This window comes from Stenotrophomonas sp. FW305-3-2-15-E-LB1, from assembly GCF_058787375.1.
In genome coordinates, this window is record NZ_JBYSZR010000019.1 from 37,971 (window position 1) to 63,983 (window position 26,013).

Annotated in this window: 10 protein-coding genes; 3 read left to right on the forward strand and 7 right to left on the reverse strand. The window is 69.7% G+C overall.

Annotation, left to right across the window (positions count from 1 at the left end; all coding sequences use genetic code 11):
* Positions 1-24: 24 nt before the first annotated feature.
* Both AC3WL7_RS14100 and AC3WL7_RS14105 read right to left on the reverse strand, forming a co-directional pair.
* Complete coding sequence (locus AC3WL7_RS14100; protein WP_492750979.1) at positions 25-15,075, reverse strand: Ig-like domain-containing protein; 15,051 nt, start codon at positions 15,073-15,075, stop codon at positions 25-27.
* A 109-nt stretch (positions 15,076-15,184) separates the two neighbouring features.
* Positions 15,185-17,341, reverse strand: coding sequence for a DUF11 domain-containing protein (locus AC3WL7_RS14105; protein WP_152027131.1), 2,157 nt, complete (start codon positions 17,339-17,341; stop codon positions 15,185-15,187).
* 314 nt (positions 17,342-17,655) lie between these two features.
* Here AC3WL7_RS14105 and AC3WL7_RS14110 point away from each other — a divergent pair, with 314 nt between their 5' ends.
* Positions 17,656-18,018: a helix-turn-helix domain-containing protein gene (locus AC3WL7_RS14110; RefSeq protein ID WP_492750982.1), complete on the forward strand. Its 363-nt coding sequence runs from the start codon at positions 17,656-17,658 to the stop codon at positions 18,016-18,018.
* Positions 18,019-18,036: 18 nt separating this feature from the next.
* Here AC3WL7_RS14110 and ung read toward each other — a convergent pair whose 3' ends face one another.
* From ung to rhlB, 5 genes are all read right to left on the reverse strand, one after another.
* Positions 18,037-18,750, reverse strand: a complete 714-nt coding sequence (gene ung, locus AC3WL7_RS14115) for a uracil-DNA glycosylase (RefSeq protein WP_079223795.1) — start codon at positions 18,748-18,750, stop codon at positions 18,037-18,039.
* Between the two features lie 10 nt (positions 18,751-18,760).
* Entirely contained in the window at positions 18,761-19,603 is an 843-nt protein-coding gene (locus AC3WL7_RS14120) for a response regulator (RefSeq protein WP_108747506.1), read from the reverse strand.
* A gap of 7 nt (positions 19,604-19,610) precedes the next feature.
* Positions 19,611-20,558: a permease-like cell division protein FtsX gene (ftsX, locus tag AC3WL7_RS14125; RefSeq protein ID WP_313142361.1), complete on the reverse strand. Its 948-nt coding sequence runs from the start codon at positions 20,556-20,558 to the stop codon at positions 19,611-19,613.
* A gap of 3 nt (positions 20,559-20,561) precedes the next feature.
* Positions 20,562-21,248 (reverse strand): cell division ATP-binding protein FtsE, encoded by a 687-nt coding sequence (ftsE, locus tag AC3WL7_RS14130; protein WP_079223801.1) that lies wholly within the window; start codon positions 21,246-21,248, stop codon positions 20,562-20,564.
* Between the two features lie 174 nt (positions 21,249-21,422).
* Positions 21,423-23,156 carry an ATP-dependent RNA helicase RhlB gene (gene rhlB, locus AC3WL7_RS14135; protein WP_492750988.1) on the reverse strand — a complete coding sequence of 578 codons (1,734 nt, stop codon included), beginning with the start codon at positions 23,154-23,156 and terminating at the stop codon, positions 21,423-21,425.
* 523 nt (positions 23,157-23,679) lie between these two features.
* On the opposite strand from rhlB, the gene trxA reads away from it, so the two are divergent.
* Entirely contained in the window at positions 23,680-24,009 is a 330-nt protein-coding gene (gene trxA, locus AC3WL7_RS14140) for a thioredoxin (RefSeq protein WP_025878607.1), read from the forward strand.
* A gap of 227 nt (positions 24,010-24,236) precedes the next feature.
* Positions 24,237-25,997 carry a transcription termination factor Rho gene (rho, locus tag AC3WL7_RS14145; RefSeq protein ID WP_492750990.1) on the forward strand — a complete coding sequence of 587 codons (1,761 nt, stop codon included), beginning with the start codon at positions 24,237-24,239 and terminating at the stop codon, positions 25,995-25,997.
* The last annotated feature ends 16 nt before the right edge of the window (positions 25,998-26,013 follow it).

Below are 26,013 nucleotides of genomic sequence, written 5' to 3' on the forward strand. Positions count from 1 at the left end.
GGGCTCCGGTGGTGGGTCTTCATCTCAGCGCCCCTCCCCGCTGTTGGGGCCGGCCGGCGGTGGCCCGCTGGGCGGTTCGATCATCAGTTGCTGCAGGACGCGGCCATCGCCGCCACGCACCTCGATGCGGGTGGCGGCGGCGACGTCGGCCGGCAGGCGGCTGGCCAGTGCGCCACGCACCGCCTGCGCACGCTGCTGGGCCAGGGCTTCCTCGCCCGCCGTGGCGACCAGCAGCACGCGGCCACCGCCGCGCGCCAGCAGTGCCTGGGCGGCCTTGTCCAGCACGCTGGCGCGGTCGGCGGCCAGCGTGGCGCTGCCCGGTGCGAACAGCGCCTGGCCCAGTTCCACCCGCGCCGGGCGTGGCACCACGGCGGCAGGCGTACCTTCGCGGCTCAGTCCGCCGTCGGGCATGTGCACGCCGAAGTCGAAGCGCGCCGGCAGGCCGGGGGTGATGCGCCGTACCAGCGGGTTGGGCGTGGTGAAGCGCGCACCGGCCGGCAGCGTCGACGGATCGACCTTGAGGATGAAGTTGCGGCCGCGTGCTTCGCCGCCCGGGATGCCGACCAGGTGGTAGCGCCCGAAGGCATCGGTTTCCATCAGCAGGCCTTCCACCGCCGCCACGCGCACGCCCGGGATGCCGCGTTCGCCGTCGTCCTGGATGCCGTTGCCGTTGCGGTCGTCGAACACACTGCCGATGATCAGGCTTTCATCCAGCAGCGGATCCACGCTGACATCGACGTCGGCCGTGGCCACGTTGCCGATGCTGCGGTTCTGCCCGTCGATGGCGGTGATGCGGTTGGTGTGCACGCCGGTGCCGGTGCCTGCGCCGACGCGCAGGTAGTACACCACCGTGGCGCGCTCGCCCACCGGCACGTCGATGCCGTCGATGCGCAGCGGCTGCACGCCACTGGTGCGCGCATCGTTGTCGGCATCGCGCACCGCGAAGCCACCGCTGACGAAGGTGAAGCCCGGCGGCAGCGTATCCAGCAGCGTGGCACCGTTGGCATCGACCTCGCCCACGTTGTCGATGGTGACGGTGTAGCGCACCAGGTCGCCGATCTGCGCACTGCGCTTGGCGGCCACCTTGGTCAGGCGCAGCACGGCCTGCTGGCCGGCCACGGTAACCGCCACGTTGGCTTCGGCGCACAACGGGGTCGGCACGCTCAGGTCGCAGACGCGGTAGCGGAAGCTGTCGGTACCGCTGAAGTCCGCGGCCGGCGTGTACGTGCACACCCCGTTGGCGCACTGCACGGTGCCATGCGCGGGCGCGGCCGCCACCTGCAGCGAGGCCGGGTCCAGCGGCGCGCTGCGGGTGGTGTCGTTGGCCAGCACGTTGATCAGCAGCGGGCCGCTGGTTTCGGCAGTCACCGCGTCATCGACCAGGGTCAGCACGTTCGGCTCGACGACGATGGCCACCGATGCGCTGGCACACATCGACGGATCGGCGACATCGCAGACCTGGTAATCCAGGCTCTGGATACCGGCGAAGTTGGCCAGCACCGCGAAGCGGATGTGCTTGTTCGGCAGCACCGTGGCATCGCCATACGGCGGCGGCGCGGTGATGGTGACAGTGACCGTGGCCGGATCCACCGGCGTGCCATCCACGCGGTCGTTGCCGAGCACGTCGATGTCCACCACGCCGTTCTGCGGCATGTCGATGCGGTCATCCTCGGCCACCACGCCCGGCTCGGCGGCAATGACGGTCACGGTGACGGTGCCGACGTCGCAGACGGTGGGCTGGTTGACCAGGCACAGCGTGTAGGTGGTGCTGTAGCTGCCCGGTGCCAGGCCCGCAGCGACGTCCACCCAGCCATCGGCGCTGAAGGCCAGGGCGTTGGTGGCCACCGGCACGAAGTTGACCTGGGCCGGGTCGAGCGCGGCACTGTTGAAGGTGTCGTTGGCGAACACGTTGAGCAGGCGGGTGCGCCCCTCCGGCCCGACCGGGCCACCCGTGTCATCCACCGCCAGCAGTGCGCCCACCGGGCCCTGCACCAGCACGGTGGCGATGGCGGTGGTGCAGTTGGTCGGCACGCCGTTCTCGCACAGCTGGTAGGCCAGCTGCACCTGCCCGGCCTGTACGCCCGGGGCCACCATGATCTGGCCCTGGTTGTTCATGGTGTAGCCCGGCGTGCTGCCGGTCAGGCTGGCCACCACGCTGCCCACCGGCGGCGGCGAGACGTTGTTGAAGCTGTCGTTGTCCAGCACCGAGCGGGCGATGGTGCCGCCCACCGAGGGATCGACCGGCGTGCTGCTGAAGTCATCGTTCACCGCCAGCACCACGTTGGCCGCGCCGCCCACGTTGAAGGTGACGGTGGCCGTGCTGCACAGGGCCGCGTTCGGCGCGGGCAGGCAGACCTGGTAGGTGAAGCTGACCGGCCCGCTGGTGCCCGCCGGCGGCGTGTAGGTGAAGCTGCCATCGGCGTTGAACAGCAGGCCCGCCGGGGCCGTGCCCTGCACGCTCCACACCGAACCGGCCGGCATGTTGTCGTTGCCGGCCACGCTGTTGGCCAGGGTCTGCCCGGCCTGCACGTTGAAGGCGTCCGGCTGCGGCGCGGGGCTGACCACCACGGTCACGCTGGCGGTGGCGCAGTTGCCGGGCGCGGCCACTTCGCAGACCTGGTAGGTGACCGTGGTCGGCCCGGACGTGACGCCGGTGCCGATGCTGATCGTGCCGTCCGGGTTGATGCCGAAGCCGGCCGGTGCGCCCACCAGGGTCAGGGTGACGGTGCCGGCCGCCGGCGGCGAGGTGCCGTTGAGCGAGTCGTTGCCCAGCACGCTGGGCGTGGTGCCGCCCGGGGCGATGCCGCTGAAGCTGTCATCACCCGCCACCAGGGTGCCGGTGTTGACGTTGAGGGTGACCGACGCGGTACCGCACTGCGCGGCATTCGGTGCGGGCAGGCACACCTGGTAGGTGAAGGTGACCGCGCCGAGGGTGCCGGCCGGCGGCGTGTAGGTGAAGCTGCCATCGGCATTGAACACCAGGCCCGGCGGCGTTGCGCCCTGCACGCTCCAGGTCGAACCGGCCGGCATGTTGTCGTTGCCCGCCACCGTGTTCGACAGCACCTGGCCCGCGCGCACGCTGTAGGCATCCGGCTGCGGCGCCGGGCTGACCACCACGCTCACCGTTGCGTTGGCGCAGTTGCTGGGCGCGGCCACCTCGCACACCTGGTAGGTGATGCTGGTCGGGCCGGAGGGCACGCCGCTGCCGATGCTGATCGTGCCATCGGGGTTGATGCTGATGCCGGCCGGCGCGCCGACCAGGCCCAGGGTCACCGTGTTCGCCGGCGGCGGGGTGACGCCATTGAGCGAGTCGTTGCCGAGCACGCTGGGCGTGGTGCCGCCCGGAGCGATGCCGGGGAAGCTGTCATCGCCGGCCACCAGGGTGCCGGTGTTGACGTTGAGGGTGACCGTGGCGGTGCCGCACAGCGCCGCATCCGGTGCCGGCAGGCAGGCCTGGTAGGTAAAGGTGACCGCACCGGTGGTGCCCACCGGCGGCTGGTAGGTGAAGCTGCCATCAGCGTTGAACACCAGGCCTGCAGGCGCGGTGCCCTGCAGGCTCCAGGTCGAGCCGGCCGGCAGGTTGTCGTTGCCGGCCACCGAGTTCGACACCGTCTGCCCGGCCTGCACGCTGAACGCATCCGCCTGCGGTACGGGGCTGACCACCACGTTCACCGTGGCGGTGGCGCAGTTGCTGGGCGCTGCCGCTTCACACACGCGGTAGGTCAGCGTGGTGGCCCCGGAGGTGACGCCACCGCCGATGCTGATCGTGCCATCGCCATTGATGGCGAAGCCGGCCGGCGCACCCACCAGGCCCAGGGTCACCGTCCCGGCGGCCGGCGGCGACACGCCATTGAGCGAGTCATTGGCCAGCACGCTGGACGTGGTACCGCCCGGGGCGATGCCGCTGAAGCTGTCATTGGCCGCCAGCAGCGTGCCGGTGCCGATGTTGAAGCTGACCGTGGCGGTGTTGCACAGGGCCGCGTTCGGTGCGGGCAGGCAGGCCTGGTAGGTGAAGTCGACCACGCCGGTGGTGCCGGCAGGCGGCGCATAGGTGAAGCTGCCGTCGGTGTTGAACACCAGCCCGGCCGGCGTCGCGCCCTGCACGCTGAAGCTGGAGCCGGCCGGCATGCTGTCGTTGCCCGCCACCGTGTTGGAGAGCACCTGCCCGGCCTGCACGCTGAAGGCATCGGGCTGCGGCGTCGGGCTGACCACCACGGTCACCGTGGCGGTGGCGCAGTTGCTCGAGGCCGCCGCTTCGCAGACCTGGTAGGTCAATGTGGTGGTGCCTGCAGTGACGCCGGTACCGACGCTGATCGTGCCGTCGGCGGCGATGGTGAAGCCGGCCGGTGCACCGACCAGGCTGACGGTGACGCTGCCAGCGGCCGGCGGCGACACGCCATTGAGGGAATCGTTGGCCAGCACGCTGGGCGTGGCGGTGCCCGGGGCGATACCGGTGAAGCTGTCGCTGCCCGCCACCAGGGTGCCGCTGTTGACATTGAGGGTGACCGTCGCGGTGCCGCACAGCGCCGCATCCGGGGCTGGCAGGCAGGCCTGGTAGGTGAAGCTGACCGGGCCGGTCGTGCCCGACGGCGGCGCGTAGCTGAAGCTGCCGTCGCTGTTGAACACAAGGCCCGCCGGCGCCGTGCCCTGCACGCTCCAGGTCGAGCCGGCCGGCATGTTGTCATTGCCGGCCACGTTGTTGTTCACCGACTGCCCTGCCTGCACGCTGAAGGCATCGGCCTGCGGTGCCGGGCTCACCACCACGTTGACGCTGGCGGTGGCGCAGTTGCTGGACGCGGCCACTTCGCAGATCTGGTAGGTCAGCGTGGTGCTGCCCGACACCACGCCGCTGCCGACGCTGATCGTGCCATTGGGATTGATGCCGAAGCCGGTGGGCGCACCCACCAGGCTCAGCGACATCGAGGCAGCCGGCGGCGGCGTCACGCCATTGAGCGAGTCGTTGCCGAGCACGCTGGGCGTAGCCGTGCCCGGGGCGATGTTGCTGAAGCTGTCATCGCCGGCCAGCAGCGTGCCGGTGTTGACGTTGAGGGTGACCGTCGCGGTGCCGCAGACGCTGCCGTTCGGCGCCGGCAGGCAGGCCTGGTAGCTGAAGCTCACGGCACCGAGGGTGCCGGCCGGCGGCGTGTAGCTGAAGCTGCCATCGGCGTTGAAGACCAGGCCGGCCGGCGCCGTGCCCTGCAGGCTCCAGGTCGAACCGGCCGGCATGTTGTCGTTGCCGGCCACGGTGTTGACCAGCTGCTGGCCGGCCTGCACCGAGAACGCATCGGCCTGCGGCGTCGGGCTGACCACCACGGTGACACTGGCGGTATCGCAGTTGTTGGCCGCCGCCGCTTCGCACAGCTGGTAGCGCAGCGTGGTGGAACCGGCCAGCACGCCGCTGCCGACACTGATCGTGCCATCCGGGTTGAGGGTGAAGCCGGCCGGTGCGCCCACCAGCGACAGCCGCACATCGGCTGCCGGGGCCGGGCTGGCGCCATTGAGGCGGTCATTGGCCAGCACGCTGGCGGCCGACGTGCCACCGGCAACCACGCCGGTGATGACGTCATCGCCAGCCACCAGGTCACCGTTGTTGATGTTGAGGGTGAACGTGGTGGTGCCGCACAGTGCCGCGTTGGGTGCCGGCAGGCAGGCCTGGTAGGTCACCGTGATCGGCCCGGCGGTGCCGGCCGGCGGTGCATAGGTGAAGCTGCCATTGGCGTCGAAGGTCAGCCCGGCCGGTGCGGTGCCCTGCACGCTCCAGGTGGAACCCACCGGCATGTTGTCGTTGCCGGCCACGCTGTTGGCCAGCGTCTGCCCGGCCTGCACGGCGAAGGCATCCGGCTGGGGCGCCGGGCTGACCACCACCAGCACGCTGGCGGTGTCGCAGTTGGCCGGCGAGGCGGCCTCGCAGATCCGGTAGGTCAGCGTGGTCGGGCCGGACTGCACGCCGGTGCCCACGGTGACCAGGCCATCGGCACTGATCGAGAAGCCGGCCGGTGCCCCGACCAGGGCCAGCGTCACCGTACCGGCAGCCGGCGGCGACACGCCGTTGAGCGAATCGTTGGCCAGCACGCTGGTGCCCACGGTGCTGCCCGGCGCGATGTTGCTGAAGCTGTCGTCGCCGGCCACGAGGGTGCCGTTGTTGATCGTGAGGGTGGCGGTCGTGACGCCACAGACTGCCGCGTTCGGCGCAGGCAGGCAGACCTGGTAATCGAAGGTGACCACGCCCAGGCGACCCGCCGGCGGCGTGTAGGTGAAGGCACCGGTGGCGGTCATCACCAGGCCATCCGGCGCGGTGCCCTGCACGCTGTACTGCGCACCCGGCGGCACGTTGTCGTTGCCCGCCACGCTGTCCGACAGCGTCTGCCCGACCTGCACGGCGAAGGCATCCGGCTGCGGCGACGGACGGACCACCACGGTGACGCTGGCGGTGTCGCAGTTGTTGGCCGCAGCGGCTTCGCAGATCTGGTAGGTCAGGGTGACCGGGCCGGAGACCGCGCTGGACGGCACGCTGATCGTGCCCTGCGGAGTGATCGCATAGCCGGCCGGCGCACCGACCAGGCTCAGCACCACCGTGGCATCGGCCGGCGGCGACACACCATTGAGCGAATCATTGGCCAGCACGCTGGTGCTGGAGGTGCTGCCGGCGACCACCCCGGACAGGGTGTCATCGGCGGCAACCAGCGCGCCGTTGTTGATGTTGAGGGTGAGCGTGGCGGTGCCGCACAGGTTGGCGTTGGGTGCCGGCAGGCAGGCCTGGTAGGCCACCACCACCGGACCGCTGGTCCCGGCCGGCGGCGCATAGGTGTAGCTGCCATCGGCGTTGAAGCTGAAACCGGCCGGCGGCGTGCCCGGCAGGCTCCAGCTGGAACCGGCCGGCATGTTGTCGTTGCTGGCCACGCTGGCGCTGAGGCTCTGCCCCACCTGCACGGCGGCGGCATCATCCTGCGGTGCCGGGTTGACCACCACGGTGACGCTGGCATTGGCGCAGTTGCCCGGCGCCACGGCTTCGCAGATCTGGTAGGTCAGCGTGGTCGGGCCGGACATCGCACCGCTGCCCGCGGTGATGGTGCCGTTCGGATTGAGGGTGAACGCGGCCGGTGCACCGACCAGGCTCAGCACCACGTCGCCCGGCGCAGGCGGGCTGACGCCGTTGAGCGAATCGTTGGCCAGCACACTGGCGGCGGACGTGCCGCCCGGGGCAATGCCGGCCAGCGTGTCGTCACCGGCCAGCAGGGTGCCGTTGCTGACGTTCAGCGTGGCCTGCGCGGTGGCGCAGTTCGCGGCATTCGGTGCGGCCAGGCAGGCCTGGTAGAGGAAGGTGACCGCGCCGGTGACGCCGCTCGGCGGCGTGTAGCTGAAGCTGCCATCGGTGTTGAACACCAGGCCGGCCGGCGTGGCGCCCTGCACCGTCCAGCTGGAACCGGCCGGCATGTTGTCGTTGCCGGCCACGCTGGCCGACAGCACCTGCCCGGCCTGCACGCCGAACACATCGGCCTGCGGTTCCGGCAGGATCACCAGCGCGATGCTGGCAGTGTCGCAGTTGCCGGCCGACGCCGCTTCGCAGGCCTGGTAGGTCAGGGTCAGCGGGCCGGACACGATGCCGGCAGGCACGGTCAGCACGCCATCGGCTGCGAGCACGAAACCGGCCGGCGCGCCGACCAGGCTCACCAGCACCGTACCGGCGGCCGGCGGCGAGACGTTGTTGAGCGCATCGTTGGCCAGCACGCTGGTATCGGTGCTGCCGCCCGGCGCGACGGTGAAGCTGTCATCGGTCGCCGCCAGCGTGCCGTCGTTGATGTTGAGCGTCACCGTGGCCGTGCCGCACAACGCCACATCCGGCGCAGGCAGGCAGGCCTGGTAGGTGAAGGTCACCGGGCTGGGCGTATTGGCCGGCGCCGTGTAGGTGAAGCTGCCATCGTTGTTGAAGGACAGGCCGGGCGGCACGGTGCCCTGCACCGAGAACTGCGAGCCGGTGGGCAGGTTGTCGTTGGCGGCCACGTTGCCGTTGCTGATCGTGCCCGCCGCCAGCACCGAATAGGCATCGGCCTGCGGCGAGGGGGTGATCACCAGCGCCACCGTAGCGGTGTCGCAGTTGCTCGGTGCGGCAGCTTCGCAGATCTGGTAGGTCAGCGTGGTGGCGCCGGACAGCACGCCACCCGGCACGGCGATGGTGCCGTCGGGATTGATGGCGAAGCCGGCCGGCGCGCCGACCAGGCTGAGCTGCACGCTGGCGGCCACCGGCGACGTGCCGTTGAGGCTGTCGTTGGCCAGCACGCTGGCCGTGGTGCCGCCCGCCGCGATGCCGCTGAAGCTGTCGTTGGCGGCGGCCAGGGTGCCGGTGTTGACGTTGATGGTGGCCGTAGCGGTGCTGCACACCGCCGTGTTGGGCGCCGGCAGGCAGGCCTGGTAGGTGAAGGTGACCGCCCCGAGGGTGCCCACCGGCGGCGTGTAGTTGAAGCTGCCATCGGCAGTGAACGCCAGCCCGGCCGGCGGGGTGCCCTGCACGGCCCAGCTGGAGCCCGCCGGCAGGTTGTCGTTGGTGGCCACGCTGGCACCGGTCAGGCTGGCACCGGCCTGCACCGCGAACGCATCGGCCTGTGGCGCCGGGGTCACCACGAAGGTGATGGCCGCGGTGGCGCAGTTGGTCGGCGATGCGGTCTCGCACAGCTGGTAGGTCAGCGTGGTGGCGCCGGCCGGCGCGCTGGCCGGAATCTGCACGCTGCCATCGTTGTTGATGATGAAGCCGGCCGGCGGCGCCACCAGCAGCAGCTGCACGGCCGCCGACGGCGGCGGGGTAACGCCGTTGAGGACGTCGTTGGCCAGCACGCTGGGCGTCACCGAGCCGGCCGTCAGCGGCGCGGCGAACGCATCGTCGGTGGCGACGATCGCACTGACGGCAATGGTGAGGGTTGCCGTGGCGGTGCCGCACACCGCGGCATCCGGCGCGGGCAGGCAGGCCTGGTAGCTGAAGGTGACCGGGCCCAGGGTGCCCGCCGGCGGGGTGTAGGTGAAGCTGCCATTGGCATTGAACACCAGGCCCTGCGGCGGCGACGGCACGTTCCAGGTGGAACCGGCGGGCATCGCGTCATTGCCGGCGACGTTGCCGGTATTGGCCTGGCCGGCCTGCACGCTGAGGGTGTCGTTCTGCGGCGTCGGCCGCACCACCAGTGCGATGCTGGCGGTGGCGCAGTTGTTGGCCGCCGCCGTTTCGCACACCTGGTAGGTCAACGTGGTGGCGCCACTGGCCGCATCGGCCGGCACCGACACCGTGCCGGTGGGGCTGATGCTGAAACCGGCCGGTGCGCCCACCAGCGTAAGCGCCACGTTGGTCGGTGCCGGCGGGCTGACGCCATTGAGGGTGTCGTTGGCCAGCACGCTGGCCGTGGTGCCACCCGGCGCGATTGCACCGAAGCTGTCGTTGTTGGCCAGCAGGGCACCGTTGTTGATGTTCAGTGTCGCCGTGGCGGTCGCGCATACCGCGCTGTTCGGCGCAGGCAGGCAGGCCTGGTAGACGAAGCTGGTCGGGCTGGTGGTACCCGCCGGCGGCGCATAGGTGAAGCTGCCATCGGCGTTGAAGGTCACGCCGGCCGGCGGCGTGCCCTGCACGGCGAAGGTCGAGCCCACCGGCATGCCGTCATTGCTGGCCACGTTGGCGGTGACCGACAGGCCCGCCTGCACGGCGAAGGCATCGTTGGCCGGCGCCGGTGCGACCACCAAGGCCACGTTGGCAGTGGCGCAGTTGGTCGTGGCCGCCGCTTCGCAGACCTGGTAGGTCAGCGAGATGGCGCCCGATGCGGTACCGGTGGCCACGGCGATCGTGCCATCGGCGGCAATCGAGGAACCGGACGGCGCACCGACCAGGCTGAGCACCACCTCGTCCGCCGCCGGCGTCGCGCCGTTGAGCGTGTCGTTGCCCAGCACGCTGGACGTGGCACTGCCAGCAGCAACCGGTGCGGTGATGGTGTCATCCACCGCGACCAGGGTGCCGCTGTTGACGTTGAGGGTGGCGGTGGCAGTGGCGCAGGCGCCGCTGTCGGGCGCGGCCAGGCACACCTGGTAGCTGAAGGTGACCGCACCGCTGAAGCCCGTCGCCGGGGCGAAGATGAAGCTGCCATCGGTGTTGAACTGCAGCCCGGGCGGCGGGGTGCCGACCACGCTGAACTGCGCGCCGCTGCCGACGTTGTCGTTGCCCGCCACCGAACTGGCCAGGTCCACGCCGGCCGGCGTGGACAGCGCATCGTCGACGGCCGACGGTGCCACCACCAGGCGCAGCGTGGCAGTGGCGCAGTTGCCCGGCGCTGCGGCTTCGCACAGCTGGTAGGTCAGCGTGCGGCCACCGGCCGGCACGCCTGCGGCAACGCTCACGGTGCCATCCGGGTTGAGGCTGATGCCGGCCGGTGCACCGGCCAGGCTCAGCAGCACCTCGGCGGCGGCCGGCGGCGTGCTGCCATTCAGTGCATCGTTGAGCAGCACCGACGGCGTGCTGCCACCAGTCACCGGATTGATCGGCGCGCTGCTGAAATCATCGTTGTTGGCTGCCAGGCTGCCGACCGTGATGGTGATACTGGCCGTGGCGGTGGCGCACAGCGCGGTGTTCGGTGCCGGCAGGCAGGCCTGGTAGGTGAAGGTGATCGGGCTGGTCGCGTTGACCGGCGGCAGGTAGGTGAAGCTGCCACCGCCGCCGAAGCTCAGGCCGGCCGGGGTGGCGCCGACGATCGTGAACACCGCACCGGCCGGCACGTTGTCGTTGTCACCGACACTGCCGTTCAACGGCTGGCCGGCGGCAGTGGAATAGCTGTCGTTCTGCGCCGACGGCGTCACCACCAGGCGGATACTGGCACTGGCGCAGTTGCTGGGCGCAGCGGTTTCGCAGATCTGGTAGCTCAGCACCGTGGCGCCGGCGGCGGCGCTGGCGGGCACCTGCAGCAGGCCGGCCGTGGTCAGCGCATAGCCCGACGGCGCGCCCACCAGGGCCAGGGTGACGCTGCCGGCCGGCGGCGGCACGCTGCCATTGAGGCTGTCATTGACCAGCACGCTGGTACTGCTGGTCGCGCCCGGCGCCAGCGGCGTCGCGCTGAAGTCGTCGTCCATCGCCATCAGGGTGCCGGCGTTGACGTTGATGGTCGCCCCGGCCGTGCTGCACAGCGCGCCGTCCGGTGCCGGCAGGCAGGCCTGGTAACTGAAGCTCACCGGCCCGGTGAAACCGGCCGGCGGCGTGTACTGGAAGGTGCCGTCGCGGCCCAGCTGCAGGCCGTCCGGCGTGGTGCCCGACACCGTGAACACTGCACCCACCGGCGCATTGTCATTGCTGGCCACGCTGCCCGACAGCAGCTGCCCGGCCGGCGTGGAGAACACGTCGGCCACGGCGGTGGGCGACACCACCAGGCGGATCTGCGCCGAATCGCAGTTGCTCGGCAGCGCGGTTTCGCACAGCTGGTAGGTCAGCGTCAGCGCGCCCGACGGCACGCCCGCATCGACGTTCAACACCCCGCTGGCATCCAGCGTAAAGCCCGACGGCGCACCGACCAGGCTCAGCAGCACATCGGCCGACGCCGGCGGCTGGGTACCGTTGAGGCTGTCATTGAGCAGCACCGACAGCGTGCTGCCACCACCGGCACCGATCGGCGTGGCACGGAAGTCATCATCACCGGCGACCAGGGTGCCGGCGTTGACGTTGAGGGTAACCGTCGCGCCCGCGCACACCGTGCCGTTCGGCGCCGGCAGGCAGGCCTGGTAGGCGAAGGTGACGATGCCCTGGGTGCCGGCCGGCGGCGTGTAGGTGAACGCACCGCCAGCATCCAGCACCAGGCCTGCCGGCGCGGTGCCGGTAACGCTGAAGGTGGCACCGGCGGGGACATTGTCGTTGCTGCCGACATTGCCGCTGACCGGCACGCCCACTGCGGTGCTGACGTTGTCATTCACCGCCACCGGTGCCAGCAGCAGCTGCACCGCACCGTCATCGCAGTTGGTCGGCAACTCGGCCTCGCACAGGCGGTAGCCGAAGTTCACCGCACCCGCAGCGGCGCCACCGGGCACCGAGATGGTGCCGTTGGGGTTGAGCACGTAGCCGCTGGGCGCACCCAGCAGGCTCAGGATGACTTCGGCCGGGGCCGGCGGAATCGCACCGTTGATGGTGTCGTTGGCCAGCACGCTGATGGTGGTGCCACCGGTGGCCGGATTCAGCAGGCTGCCGCGGAAGTCATCGTCATTGGCGACCAGCGTGCCGGCGTTGACGTTGAGGGTGGCCGTGGCGGTGCTGCAGACGGTGTTGAACGGCGCGGCCAGGCAGGCCTGGTAGCTGAAGGTGGTGGTGCCGGTGAACTGCGCCGGCGGCGTGTAGGTGAAGCTGCCATCGGCGTTGAACACCAGCCCCTGCGGCGCGGTGCCGGTGACGGCATAGGTGCTGCCGGCAGCGACGCGGTCGTTCACCGACACATTGCCGCTGACCGCGCGACCCACCTGGGTGCTGAAGCTGTCGGCCACGGCCTGCGGCGCGATGACCACGGCGATGGTGGCGGTGGCGCAGTTGCTGGTGCCGGCCTGGCACAGCTGGTAGGTCAGGCTCAGCGGTCCGGCCGGAGCACCCGCCGGTACCTGCAGTTCGCCGGTGGGTGCCAGCGTGAAGCCGGCCGGCGGCGCGTTGATCAGCGACAGGGTGGCCTGCGCTGCGTCGATCGCCACACCGTTGAGCGTGTCGTTGGCCAGCACGCTGGCGGTGGTGCCGCCGGTGCCGGGCACCGGCGCGGCGGTGAAGTCGTCATTGCCCGCCACCACGGCGGCGACCGCCACGTTCAACGTCACCGTGGCTGCATCGCAGATGCCGCCATTGGGCGCCGGCAGGCAGACCTGGTAGCGGAAGCTGTCCGCGCCCGAATACGTGCCCTGCGCGGTGTAGCTGAAGCCGCCATCGGCAGCGACGCTGACCGTGCCGTGCGCGGCGCCAGCCAGCAGGCTGAACTGCGAACCCGCAGGCACGTTGTCATTGCCGGCTACGGAGCCGCCCAGAGCTACGCCCGCGGTCGCGGCAAAGCTGTCGTCCACCGCATCGGGGGCGATGACCAGCTGCACGTTGGCGGTGGCGCAGTTGGTGCCGCCCGGCAGTTCGCAGATCTGGTAGGTGAAGGCATAGGCGCCCGCTGCGGCACCGGTGGCCACCTGCAGCTGGCCGGCAGCGTTGGCGGTGATGCTGGCCGGTGCACCGTTCAGTGCCAGGCTGACGCCCGCCGGGGCCACCGCCGTGCCGTTGAGGGTGTCGTTGCCGAGCAGGCTGATGGTGGTGGTGGTGCCCGGCTGCAGCGGCGTGGCGAACAGGTCGTCGGCGGCGGCCAGCTGGTTGGCAGCCACGCTCACGGTCACCGTGGCGGTATCGCAGACGGTGGCGTTCGGTGCCGGCAGGCAGAGCTGGTAGGTGAAGGTATCCGGCCCGGTGTTGGCGTTGGCCGGCGTGTAGGTGAAGGTGCCATCGGCGTTGACCACGGCCGTGCCGCGGGTGGCCTGGGTGCCCAGAGTGAAGACCGAGCCGCTGGCGAAGTTGTCATTGCCGGACAGGGTGCCGGTCACCGGGCGACCCCCGCCCGGGGTGCTGACCGCATCGTCCACCGCATCCGGGCTGACCACCAGGTTGGCAGTGGCCGTCGCGCAGTTGGTGGCCGCGTTGGCATCGCACATCTGGTACGTCAACGCCCACGGACCGGCGGCAGCGCTGGCCGGCACGACGATGGTGCCGTTGGGGTTGATCGAGAAGCCGCTGGGCGCACCGACCAGGCTCAGCGTCACCTGCGCCGGCGTGACCGGGGCGGTGTCGAAGGTGTCGTTGCCCAGCACGCTGGGCGTGGTGCCACCCGCGCCCGGCAGCAGCGGCGCGGCGAAGGTATCGTCGTTGGCCACCAGCACGTTGGCATCGACCACCACCGATGCGATCGCCGTCGAACAGACGCTGCCATTCGGCGCAGGCAGGCACACCTGGTAGTTGATCTGCACGGGCTGGACGATGTTGCCGGCCGGTGCGTAGGTCAGCGTGCCGGTGCTGCTGATGGTTGCACCGGCCACCGGCGTACCGGTCTGGCTGTAGGTGGCGCCGGCCGGCGCGTTGTCGTTGGCGGCGAGGTTGCCGGTGAGCGATGGCGTGCCCGCGTTCACGTTGTAGCTGTCAGCCACGGCCGTCGGCGCGATGACCAGGCTCGCGGTGGCGGTGGCGCAGTTGGTCGGCGAGGCGTTCTCGCAGATCTGGTAGCCGATCGACGTTGCGCCTGCCGCGGCACCGGCCGGCACCGCGATGACGCCCGCGCTGTTGATGGTGAAGCCCGCCGGCGCGTTCTGCAGCGAAATGATCAGGTTGCCGCCGACCACCGGCTGGCCGTTCAAGGTGTCGTTGCCCAGCACCGTCGGCGTGCTGCCACCGGTGGTGGAGGAAACGGGCGTGGTGAAGCTGTCGTTGGCCGCGACCAGCGCGTTGGCCTGCACCGGCACGGCCGGTGTGGTGGCGGTGTTGTCGCCCGGGGTCGGGTCGGTGGTACCCGACGGCAGCACCAGCGACACGCTGTTGGCCGGCACCGTGGCCGGGGTTGCGGCCGGCGCCGTGCCGTTCACCAGCAGCACCACGCTGTCACCCACGCCCACGCTGACCAGCACGTTCACCGCGTTGCCGCTGCCGCTGGGCTGCGCACAGGACGACGCCGCCGTGGTCGGCTGGCAGGTCCAGGCCACGTTGGTCAGCAGCGAGGACACCGTATCGACCACGCCCACGCCGCTGGCCGCCGATGGCCCCGCGTTGTTCACCTGGATGCGGTACTGCACCGGCCCGCCTGCGGCCACCGGGCTGGCGCTGACCAGGGTCTTGCTCACGCTCAGCTGCGCCTGCAGGGCCAGGGCGTTGGTATCGGTGGCGCTGTTGTTGCCCGGCGTGGGGTCGGCCACGTCGGTCGGTGCGGTCACCGTGGCGGTGTTGTTCAACGGGTTCGGGTAGCTCTGCGCCAGCAGCGGCGGAGGCAGCAGCAATGCCAGCACGGCCATGGCATGCGCGATGCCGGCCGAAGCCCTGCCTGCCCTGCCCTGCCTGCCCACTGCTGCCATGCGTCCGTCCTCGAATGCACGCCGTCGCCTGTTCCAGGCATCCGGCATCGGTGGTCCTGTCCTTCCCCCGCGCAGGGCATTCCCCGCGCGCACTGCACTGCACCGCGCGCTAGTAGGCGCCCGGGTTGTTGCTGAAGCTGACCGGCACGCTGATCGTTGCCTGGCCACCGTTGACCAGGTTCACGCCCACGTTCACCGCATTGCCGCCTGCCGCGCCGCCGCTGGCCGCCGCGCAGGTACTGCCGCTGGTCGCGCTGCACGTCCACGCGCCGCGCAGGGTGGTGCCGTTGGGCAGGGTGTCGGTGACCGTCGCATTGGTCACCGCATCGGGCCCGTTGTTGACCACCTGCAGCGTGTAGGTCGCCGTGCCGCCGGGCGTATAGGTGCCACTGCCATCGCTCTTGGTGATCGACAGATCGGCCTGGCGCGTGCGGTTGGTGATGCGGCACACCAGGGTGGTGGCGGTGGCGGTCATCGCCGGCGCCTGCAGGGTGAAGCTGCCGCCGCTGCCGGACGACACCACGGTGTTGTTCTGGTCGGTGCACTGCCAGGTGCTGGCATAGCGGGTCAGCGTGGTACCGGCCGCCGCCGCCTCGGCCAGCGCATAGCTGCCACCAGGCACGGTGATGATCGCCGCTGTGGCGCCGTTGTTGCCGACGTTGCTGGCCGAGCCCACCGTGCTGCCGTTGTAGGTGATGGACAGGTTGAAGCGGCCGGTGTCGCTGGTCGGCTGCAGGTCCTTCACCAGCTGCAGGGTGGCGGCGCAGGCCTGGGTCACGCCTTCCACGGTGAACACCGCCTGACCCACGCGGATGCCGAGCAGGGCCAGCAGGTTGTCGACCACGCCGCCGAGCACCGCGGTCAGCACCGGCGTCACCACCGCATTGACCAGCGTGCGCACCGGCGTCAGCAGCGTGTTGACGATACCGTTGACCAGGTCCGCCACCGGCAGTGGCAGCGACAACGAGCCCAGCAGGGTTACCTGTGGATTGCCACTGATGAGCTGGATGTTGAGTGAGTTGACCAGCGTGGAGACCAGCGTGGCCGCGCTGACCGTGCCGGCGGTGAGCGTGCGTGTCTGTGGGTACGGCCCGGTGAAACTTGCGCTCTGCAGGCCCGGTGTCGCCGTGGCAAAGCCACGGATGCCCACCGCGATCGGGATGGTGATGTCGGCCACCGGCACCGTGGCGCCCAGCAGGGTCACGCCCACCCGCACCTTCACGCTGAGGTTGGTCAGGGTAGCGGTGGTCAGCGCCGTTTCGGTCAGCACCGTGCTGCGGTTGAAGAAGGTGGCATCGCTGATCTGGCCGACATACAGGTTGACCAGGCCCGGGCGCGCCTGCAGGGTCACCGCGTTGCCGACCAGGTTCACCGCCGAGATCGACCCTTCGGCGCGTGCGACATCGGCGTAGACCTGCAGGTGCAGCACGTCTGCGCTGATGCTGGTGTTGGACAGCGAGACGCCGAGCAGGTTGAGGCCATTCAACGCAGCGGTCAGGGTGCCGGTGTTCAGGCCCTGCACCAGGTCCAGGTCGAGCTTGATGCGGATGGCCGCGCTGTGGAATGCCGCGCCCACCGTGCCGCAGTTGTAGCTCGGCGGTTCGATCACCTGCGCCCACAGGCGCACGTTGGCCACGCCGTTCAGACCGAGTGCCGCAGTGTTCACCGTGATCGGCGTCGGCGTGGTCAGCACGTTGCGGAAGTTGTAGAGCTGCACGCCGCCGGTCAGCAGGTCGAGCACGTTCAGGCGCACCGTGGCCAGCGAACCGGTCGGCAATGCGACCTGCAGGATGTCGGCCAGGCGGATGCTGCCGGAGGTGCCGGCCACGCCCAGCGGCAGCACGTTCAGTACGTTTGCCGCAGCGGTCTGGCCGTCGGCCTGCAGCACCTGCACCATCGCCGCACGCAGCTGGCCCAGGGTGATGTTGGTGTTGAGCACCTGGCTGGGGTCGCTGACGGTGACGCCGCCATTGAGCTGGGTCAGCAGTGCATTGAGGTTGACGTTGGCGCCCGCCAGGCTGTTCCAGTCGGCGACGCTGAGCGTGAGACTGGTGCCCGGCAGCAGTGCGCTGAACAGCAGGTTGAGGATGGGGCTCTGGGTGGAATCGACCGACACCAGGCGCGGTCCAGCGCTGACGCAGGCCCCGGCGGTGCAGGCGGACTGGGCCTGTGCGCGGCCCAGGCAGGAGAGCACTGCCAGCACCACAAGCATCACCAGCGCCTGCCAGCGCAATGACGATGCTTTCACGCCCTTCACATTAACCATGCATCGTTCTCCGCCGATTTTTGGCAGAGGCACGCCGTGGCGACGTGATCAGCGCGTCGTCCTGGAGTAATCGCTCCGCCGGTGTCGCTCCCTGCGTGGGACTGCGTTCATTTCCGGTTCGGTTCGATTAATCCGGGGCAACGAAAGGCCGTCAAACAAGACGGCGTGAAATCGGGGGGAAGAGGCGCTTGCTGGCGCGCAGGAACGACGCGCAAGCCTCTTGAAGTGCAGAAAGGGACAGCAATTCTGTACACGCAGAAAAAGTATTGCTGTCAGGGAAGCAGCGCTTACCGAACATGGAGAGGGGGTGAAATATGCAGGCGATGTGCGACAGAATCCGCCGGGCCCGACTAACGGCTGGCCTTTCTCAAACGCAGTTGGCGTTGCATTGCGGGGTTCGCCGCAGCGCCGTGGCTCAGTGGGAACGTGACGGCGGTACCGTTCCCAGTGTGCAGCATCTCTCGAAAATCGCGATTGTGACGCAGGTCCATTTTGAGTGGCTCGCCACCGGTCGCGGCCCCGGACGTCCCGAGGACGGCGAGCTGGTCGCTCCGGAATCTGTCGCAATCGACCCGGCACGCAGCCCGCAGGAAAGCGCGATCCTGTCCCTGCTGCGGCGACTGCCGCCACGCAAGCGACAGGTCGCCCACGCCATCATTGAAATGCTGACCGAGTAGGGTCGGGCCCGCGCGCCGTCAGAGACTGGCGCGTGGTGGCAGTGACCAATCGATCGGTGCCTGGCCCTGGCGCTGCAGGTACTCGTTGGCCATCGAGAAGTGGTGGCAACCGAGGAAGCCGCGGTGCGCCGACAGCGGCGAGGGATGCGGCGACTTCAGCACGCGGTGGCGACGGGTGTCGATCACCTTGCCCTTCTTCTGCGCGTACGCGCCCCAGAGCATGAACACCAGGCCGTCGCGCTCGCGGTTGAGCACGTCCACCACGTGGTCGGTGAAGCCTTCCCAGCCACGCCCCTGGTGGGCACCGGCCTGGCCCTCCTCCACCGTCAGCACGGCGTTGAGCAGCAGCACGCCGCGCTGCGCCCAGGGCACCAGGCAGCCGTGGTCGGGCCGGGCGATACCGAGGTCGCCCTCGATTTCCTTGTAGATGTTCAGCAGCGACGGCGGCACCGGCACGCCCGGCGCCACCGAGAAGCTCAGGCCGTGGGCCTGGCCGCGGCCGTGGTACGGATCCTGGCCCAGGATCACCACCTTCACCTGCTCGAAGGGCGTGGCGTCGAAGGCGGCGAAGATCTGCGGGCCCGGCGGAAATACCGCTGCACCGGCAGCCTTGCGCTGGCGCAGGAAGGCGGACAGCTCGCGCATCTGCGGCTGCAACAGATAATCACCGACATGCTGCTTCCAGCTCGGTTCCAGCTGGATCGCCGGGGTATCCACTACGTCATCCATCATCACGCCACTTCTATCGCAACAGGGGTCCATCGTTCAAACGCGCCAGCCGCAGCTGGAACAGCACCTTGGTCACCAGCAGGCGCTCCTCGATCGGCTTGAGCACCAGATCGTTGGCGCCGGCCTGCAGCAGCCCGGTCTGGTTGTGCGGGTTGCCGTCACCGGTCATCACCAGCACCGGCAGGCGGCGCTTGCCGTAGCCGAAATCCACGCGCACGCGCTGCACCACGTCGCGGCCGCTCAGCTCACCCTTCAGGGTGACGTCGGTCAGCACCAGGTCGATGCGGTGGCGGCTGCGGCCCAGCGATTCGGCGGTGAGCAGGGTGAAGGCTTCCTCGGCGCTGACCACGTGCATCACGTTCAGCTGCTGCCGCTCGAGCATGCGCTTGGTCGCTTCGGCCACCACGCGGCTGTCCTCGACATACAGGATGGTCGCGCCGGGAATGGTCTGCGGCTGCACGTAGCCGCGGATGAAGGTCGCCAGCGCCTCGTGGCCGAGCGCCTTGTCGAAATAGTCGGTGACGTACTCGGTGAAGCGGCGCTGTTCCAGGTGCTGCTGCGCGTCGCCGGAGACCACGATGACCGGCACGTAGGCCTGGCCGGCGGCTTCGCGCACGCGCTTGGCCAGCGCCAGGCCGTCGCCATCGCGCAGGGTCAGCGAGGTGGTCACCAGGTCCACCGGACCCTGCTCCAGCACCTTCTGCGCTTCCTCGATGCTGTCGCAGCCGATCACCTCCACGCCCGGCAGGTCACGCTGCAGGACGTCGGCGATCAGCCTGCGCACCAGCTTGGAACCATCGACCACCATCACCCGCGTCGCGGGCCCTTCAAGGTGCTTCAACGCTTGCGGTTGCATGCCGGTCTCAGGTGTCGGTGGGGCGGGTCTGGCGGAGGAAGTGGCCGGTCACCAGCCAGGCACCCAGCCAGCCCAGCAGCAGGGTGCCGAGCAGCACCAGGCTGCCATGCAGCAGGTCCAGGCCGTGCAGGACGAAGGGGCTGCCGTAGCTGCGCGACAGTTCGGCCAGCGGCGCGCGCAGGGCGGCACCGGCGACGCCGATCAGGGCCAGCGCGACCGCACCGGCGCCCAGGCCATACCAGGCGCCCAGGTACAGGAACGGGCGGCGGATGAAGCCATCGCTGGCGCCGAGCAGCTGCAGCACGCCGATTTCCTCGCGGCGGGCCTGGATGTCCAGGCGCACGGTATTGCCCACCACCAGCGCGGCACCTGCACCGAGCAGCGCCGACAGCACCTGCACCAGGCGCGCACCGAAGGCCAGCCAGGCATCCAGGCGCTGCCGCCACAGGGCATCGTGCTGCACCAGGTCGGCACCGGGCAGGCTTTCCAGCGCGCGCGCCAGGCGGGCGTCATCCTGGCCCTGGCCCGGGGTCACCACCAGCAGCGACGGCAGCGGGTTGTCGTTGAGTGCGTCGATGGCCTCGCCGAGGCCGGCGTCGCGCAGTTCCTGCAGGCCCTGCTCGGGCGTACGCACCGTCACGTTGGCCACGTCCTGGCGGTCGCGCAGCTCGCCCGCCAGGCGCAGCGCGCCGGGGCCATCGACATCGGCCTTGAGGAACACGTTGATGTCGCGCGACTGCTGCACGCTGCCCGCGAACTGCTTGAGGTTGTCCAGGGCGATGGAAAGCCCCAGCGGCAATGCCAGCGCCAGCGCCATGACCATCACCGTCAGCAGGGTGGCCCACGGCTTGCGGCAGGCGCGGCCCAGGCTGAACACCACGCTGTGGGCGTGGTGGTGGAACCACACGCCCAGGCGCGACGGTGCGGCGGCTTCGCTGTTTTCGTTCTTGCCCATGCGTTACTCCGCCAGGTCCTGCGGCGAGATGTCGTCCGCCAGCCGGCCATGGTCGAGGATCAGCACGCGCTTGCGCATGCGGCGCAGCAGCGGCAGGTCGTGGCTGACCACCAGCACGCTGGTGCCGCGCGAGGGCAGCTCGGCGAACAGGGCCATGATCTCCGCCGCCAGGGTCGGGTCGAGGTTGCCGGTCGGCTCGTCGGCCACCAGCAGCTTGGGTTCGCCGACGATCGCGCGGGCGATGCCCACGCGCTGCTGCTCACCGGCCGACAACTGCGAGGGCAGTGCCTTTTCGCGGTGGCCCAGGCCCATGCGTTCCAGCACCGAGCGCACGCGCTTGGCGATATCGCCGCGGCGGGTGCCGCGCAGGATCAGCGGCAACGCCACGTTCTCGGCGATGGAGCGGTCCATCAGCAGGCGGTGGTCCTGGTAGACCGCGCCCACCGCGCGCCGATGGCGCGGGATGTCACCGCCGCGCACCTTCAGCAGGTTGCGCTCGTCGAACACCACCGCGCCGCGGCTGGGCCGCTCGTCCAGGTGGATCAACTTGAGCAGGGTGCTTTTGCCCGCCCCGGAATGGCCGGTGACGAACAGCATTTCGCCGGGGGCTACTTCGAAGCTGACATCGGTCAGGGCTTCGTGGCCACCGGCGTACTGTTTGCTGACATTGTCGAAGCGCAGGACACTCATGCCCCGATTATGCAGGACCGGCGCGACGGATCGGTAGCGCCGGGCCATGCCCGGCGAAAACCTTCCGGTCCGGTGGGTGCCGACCGTTGGTCGGCACACCCCTGAAGCCGCCCGACCAACGGTCGGGCGCTACCGGTCGGTTTGGTGGGTGCCGACCGTTGGTCGGCACACCGATCAGCTGCCCGACAGCATCCGGCGGATCTTGCGGCCGATACGGGTCAGGAACGAATCACCGGTGTCGGCGGCGGTACGCACCGGCTTGGCCACCACCTGCACCGGGGTGACCGGGCTGGCGCCATTGCCGGCGGTGTTCTGCGCGCCCTCGGCACCTTCGACCGGACGGCCGTGGCGACGACGACGACGCTTGCGCGTCTTGTGCTCGCCATCGGCGGCACCTTCCGGTGCGCCTTCGGCACGCGGCGGGCGCGGCGGACGCGGCGGACGCGGAGCCTGGGCAGCGGCGCCTTCGGCACCGGCGACCGGCGCAGCAGCCTGCTCGCCTTCCACGCGCGGCTTGCGCGGGCCACGCGGGCGGCGTTCGCCACTGCGCTCACCGTCGCGACCACCACGGCCACCACCGCCGCTGCCGGAACGGCCACCACTGCGGCCACCGCCACGACGCTCTTCCTCGGCGGCGCGGGCTTCGCGCGCTTCGCGGAAGATCTGGCCGACGCTTTCGTTGTCGTCGCCTTCCTCGCCTTCGGCCGGGGCCGGGCGTTCCGGGCGCGGCAGCGAGGTCATCAGTTCCTTGGTGACCGGCTCGGACGGGATCTTCTGCTCGATGTACGCCTCGATGTCCGGCAGGCCCATCGCGTAGCGCTCGCAGGCGAAGCTGATCGCATCACCCTCTTCGCCCAGGCGCGCGGTACGGCCGATGCGGTGCACGTAGTCTTCGGCGTCGAACGGCAGGTCGTAGTTGTAGACGTACTTGATGCCATCGATGTGCAGGCCGCGGGCCGCCACATCGGTGGCCACCAGGATTTCCAGCTGGCCCTTCTGGAAGCGGTTGAGCAGGCTCTCGCGCTTCTTCTGCGGCACGTCGCCGGACAGCACGCCGACGCGGTAGCCGGCCTTTTCCAGTGAACGCGCCACGCGCTCGACGAACACCTTGGTGTTGACGAAGACCATGGTGCGCGCGCCTTCGCTGCGCGACAGCAGGCCCAGCAGCAGCGGGATCTTCTCGTCATCGGCCGGGAAGTAGATGCGCTGGCGCACGCGCGCGGCGGTGATGGTCTCGGCTTCGACCACCAGCTTCTGCGGCTCGTTCATGTGCTCGTAGGCCAGCTCCAGCACGCGGTGGCTGAGGGTGGCGCTGAACAGCAGGGTCTGGCGGGTGGTGCGCTCGGGCATGCGGCGCAGCAGGAAGCGGATGTCCTTGATGAAGCCCAGGTCGAACATGCGGTCGGCTTCGTCCAGCACGCAGATCTCGCAGGCGTGCAGCGAAACCACCTTGTGCTGCTTCACGTAGTCGATCAGGCGGCCCGGGGTGGCGATGATCACATCCACGCCCTGCTGCAGCAGTTCGCGCTGCTTGTCGTAATCGACGCCGCCGTAGACCAGGGCGAAACGCAGGCCCAGGTCGGAACCGAACTTCACCGCATCCTTGTGGATCTGGATGGCCAGTTCGCGGGTCGGGGCGAGGATCAGGGCGCGCGGGTCTTCCGGCTTGCGGTCGGCCAGTGCCGGACGCGTCAGCAGGCGGTTCACGACAGCGACCAGGAAGGCCAGCGTCTTGCCGGTGCCGGTCTGCGCCTGGCCGGCAACATCACCGCCGGGCAGCGCGACCGGCAGGGTCAGCGCCTGGATCGGGGTGCAGCGGGTGAATCCGGCTCCTTCAAGGCCGGCCTGCAGGGCCGGATGCAGCTCGAAGGAGGAGAAGGTCAAATCGGTCAGCGGTTTGTCGCTCATGAGTCCGTCTTGGTATGGCCGCCGGCCCACGGGGCGGCTGGCACTTCATCGTCTAGGGGCACCGTCGCAAACTGCGGCCCCTGCGGCGGGTTGGCAGGCGGGGACCACCCGGTCCGCACGCCGCACAATGCCCCAGTTTAACGCACTCGGGCCGGCAAACCGGAACCGCCCGTCTCATGGGACCGGGAGACGGCGCGCCCGCACGGGGCCTTCACCCAGCCACACGCCACTTGAACGGCCCTGCGCCGGCCACTGGCCCTGCCCCGGTGCCACCCCCATCTCCTCGAGGACAGTGAAATCCGACACATACCGGGCTGGGACACGATCACGATACGCTGGGTTCCAGCCAGCAACTGTCCCCGCCGCGCGATAGGGGTACACTGCCGGCCGTGAGCGTCCAGGCATCCCGCCGAACGCACCGCGGCAGACCGCCGCGAGGCAACGACGAGGGTCGCGCCACCGGGCATGGCCCAGTTCACCCACCTCCGGCCTGGCCGGGTGCAATCCAAGACGAGAAACCAAGATGAGCGACAAGGTTGTACACGTCGGCGATGCCGACTTTGATAGCGCCGTGCTGAATTCCAAGGAACCGGTGCTGGTCGATTTCTGGGCAGAGTGGTGCGGCCCCTGCAAGATGATCGCCCCCGCGCTGGACGAACTGGCCGACGCCTACCAGGGCCGCGCCAAGATCGCCAAGGTCAACGTCGACAACAACCGCGCGCTGGCCGCCAAGTACCACGTGCGTTCGATCCCGTACCTGGTCGTCTTCAAGGACGGCGAAAAGGTCGGCGAGCAGATCGGTGCGGTGGGCAAGGCCCAGCTGGCCGGCCTGCTGGACAAGGCCCTGGCCTGATCCTGCTGTTCCACGGCAGCCGCTGACCGCGGCTGCCGCTGGGCGCCCGGCGCCCGCATGAATGCAATACCCGGTGACCCTTGCACGGCGCCGCTGGCCGATGATAGTGTCGGCATATCCGGCCGCGTTCGCGTGCCGCACCCTCTGGACGCAGTTTCTTCCAGACCCATTCCCAACGTTCGCCGCCCCAGCCGGGCGCTCGCACCTTCAAGCGAGGAATAACGCTCTTGTCCGATAACACTCCCGAAACCGGCAGCGCCGATGCGCCCGCCGAAAAGCGCGTGCGCAAGCCCCGCGTGAGCAAGGCAGCCGCTCCGGCCGCCGCCGAAACCAGCGCTGCGCCCGCGCAGCCGACCCTGCCGCTGGCACCCGCGGCCGAAGCGCCGGCTCCGGCCGCAGCCGCCCCCGCGCCGAGCGCGCCCGCTGCTGAAGCCCCCGCCTCCGGCGGCGGTGATGGCGGCGAAGGCCGCGAATCCGGCCAGCCCCGCCAGCAGAACCACCAGGGTGGTCAGGGTGGCGGCCAGAACCAGGGCCAGAACAACAATCCCTACAACCACGGTGGCCAGAACGGCCAGCAGGGCCAGGGCAACCGCCGCGACCGCTTCCGCAACCGTCGCGACCGCGACCGTGGTGGCCGTGGCCGCGATGACGGCATGCCGCAGGACGGTGGCGAGCAGCAGCCCTTCGTGCCGCGCCCGCACGCCAACGTGCCGGAAGGCTTCCCGGTCTACTCGCTGAGCGACCTCAAGCGCATGCCGGCGCAGAAGCTGCTGGAAATCGCCGAGCAGCTGCAGATCTCCGAAGGCGTCGCCCGCGCCCGCAAGCAGGACGTCATCTTCGCCCTGCTGAAGGTGCTGACCCGCCACGGTGACGGCGTCGCCGCCGACGGCGTGCTGGAAATCCTGCCCGATGGCTTCGGCTTCCTGCGCGCGGCCGAGGCCAGCTACCTGGCCGGCCCGGACGACACCTACATCTCGCCCAGCCAGATCCGCCGCTTCAACCTGCGCACCGGCGACCACATCTCCGGCCGCATCCGCTTCCCGAAGGACGGCGAGCGCTACTTCGCGCTGAACATCGTCGACACCATCAACGGTGAGCCGATCGAAGCGTCGAAGAACAAGGTGCTGTTCGAGAACCTGACCCCGCTGTTCCCGCGTCGCCGCTTCACCCTGGAGCGCGGCAACGGTTCGTCGGAAGACATCACCGGCCGCATCCTCGACCTGATGGCGCCGCAGGGCAAGGGCCAGCGCTCGCTCATCGTCTCCCAGCCGAAGGCCGGCAAGACGATGATGATGCAGCAGGTGGCCACGGCCATCACCACCAACCACCCGGACGTGCACCTGATCGTGCTGCTGATCGACGAGCGCCCGGAAGAAGTGACCGAAATGCAGCGCACCGTGCGCGGCGAGGTCATCAGCTCGACCTTCGACGAGCCGGCCGCGCGCCACGTGCAGGTGGCCGAAATGGTCATCGAGCGCGCCAAGCGCCTGGTCGAGCACAAGAAGGACGTGGTGATCCTGCTGGACTCCATCACCCGCCTGGCCCGCGCCTACAACAACGTGGTGCCGAGCTCGGGCAAGGTGCTGACCGGCGGCGTGGACGCCAACGCCCTGCACCGCCCGAAGCGCTTCTTCGGTGCCGCGCGCAACGTGGAAGAAGGCGGCAGCCTGACCATCATCGCCACCGCGCTGGTCGACACCGGCTCGAAGATGGACGAGGTGATCTACGAAGAGTTCAAGGGCACCGGCAACAGCGAAGTGCACCTGAGCCGTCGCATCGCTGAAAAGCGCGTGTTCCCGGCCATCGACATCAACCGTTCGGGCACCCGCCGCGAAGACCTGCTGATCGAACCGGAACTGCTGCAGAAGATCTGGATCCTGCGCAAGCTGCTGCATCCGATGGATGAAATGGCCGCGATGGAATTCCTGCTGGACAAGATGAAGAACACCAAGTCCAACGACGAGTTCTTCGGTTCCATGAAGCGATAAGAAAAAAGCCCCGCAC

Coding starts and splice junctions, on each gene's coding strand:
- AC3WL7_RS14100 (WP_492750979.1), bottom strand. CDS start 15,075: ATGGCAGCAGTGGGCAGGCAGGGCAGGGCAGGCAGGGCTTCGGCCGGC.
- AC3WL7_RS14105 (WP_152027131.1), bottom strand. CDS start 17,341: ATGGTTAATGTGAAGGGCGTGAAAGCATCGTCATTGCGCTGGCAGGCG.
- AC3WL7_RS14110 (WP_492750982.1), top strand. CDS start 17,656: ATGCAGGCGATGTGCGACAGAATCCGCCGGGCCCGACTAACGGCTGGC.
- ung (WP_079223795.1), bottom strand. CDS start 18,750: ATGATGGATGACGTAGTGGATACCCCGGCGATCCAGCTGGAACCGAGC.
- AC3WL7_RS14120 (WP_108747506.1), bottom strand. CDS start 19,603: ATGCAACCGCAAGCGTTGAAGCACCTTGAAGGGCCCGCGACGCGGGTG.
- ftsX (WP_313142361.1), bottom strand. CDS start 20,558: ATGGGCAAGAACGAAAACAGCGAAGCCGCCGCACCGTCGCGCCTGGGC.
- ftsE (WP_079223801.1), bottom strand. CDS start 21,248: ATGAGTGTCCTGCGCTTCGACAATGTCAGCAAACAGTACGCCGGTGGC.
- rhlB (WP_492750988.1), bottom strand. CDS start 23,156: ATGAGCGACAAACCGCTGACCGATTTGACCTTCTCCTCCTTCGAGCTG.
- trxA (WP_025878607.1), top strand. CDS start 23,680: ATGAGCGACAAGGTTGTACACGTCGGCGATGCCGACTTTGATAGCGCC.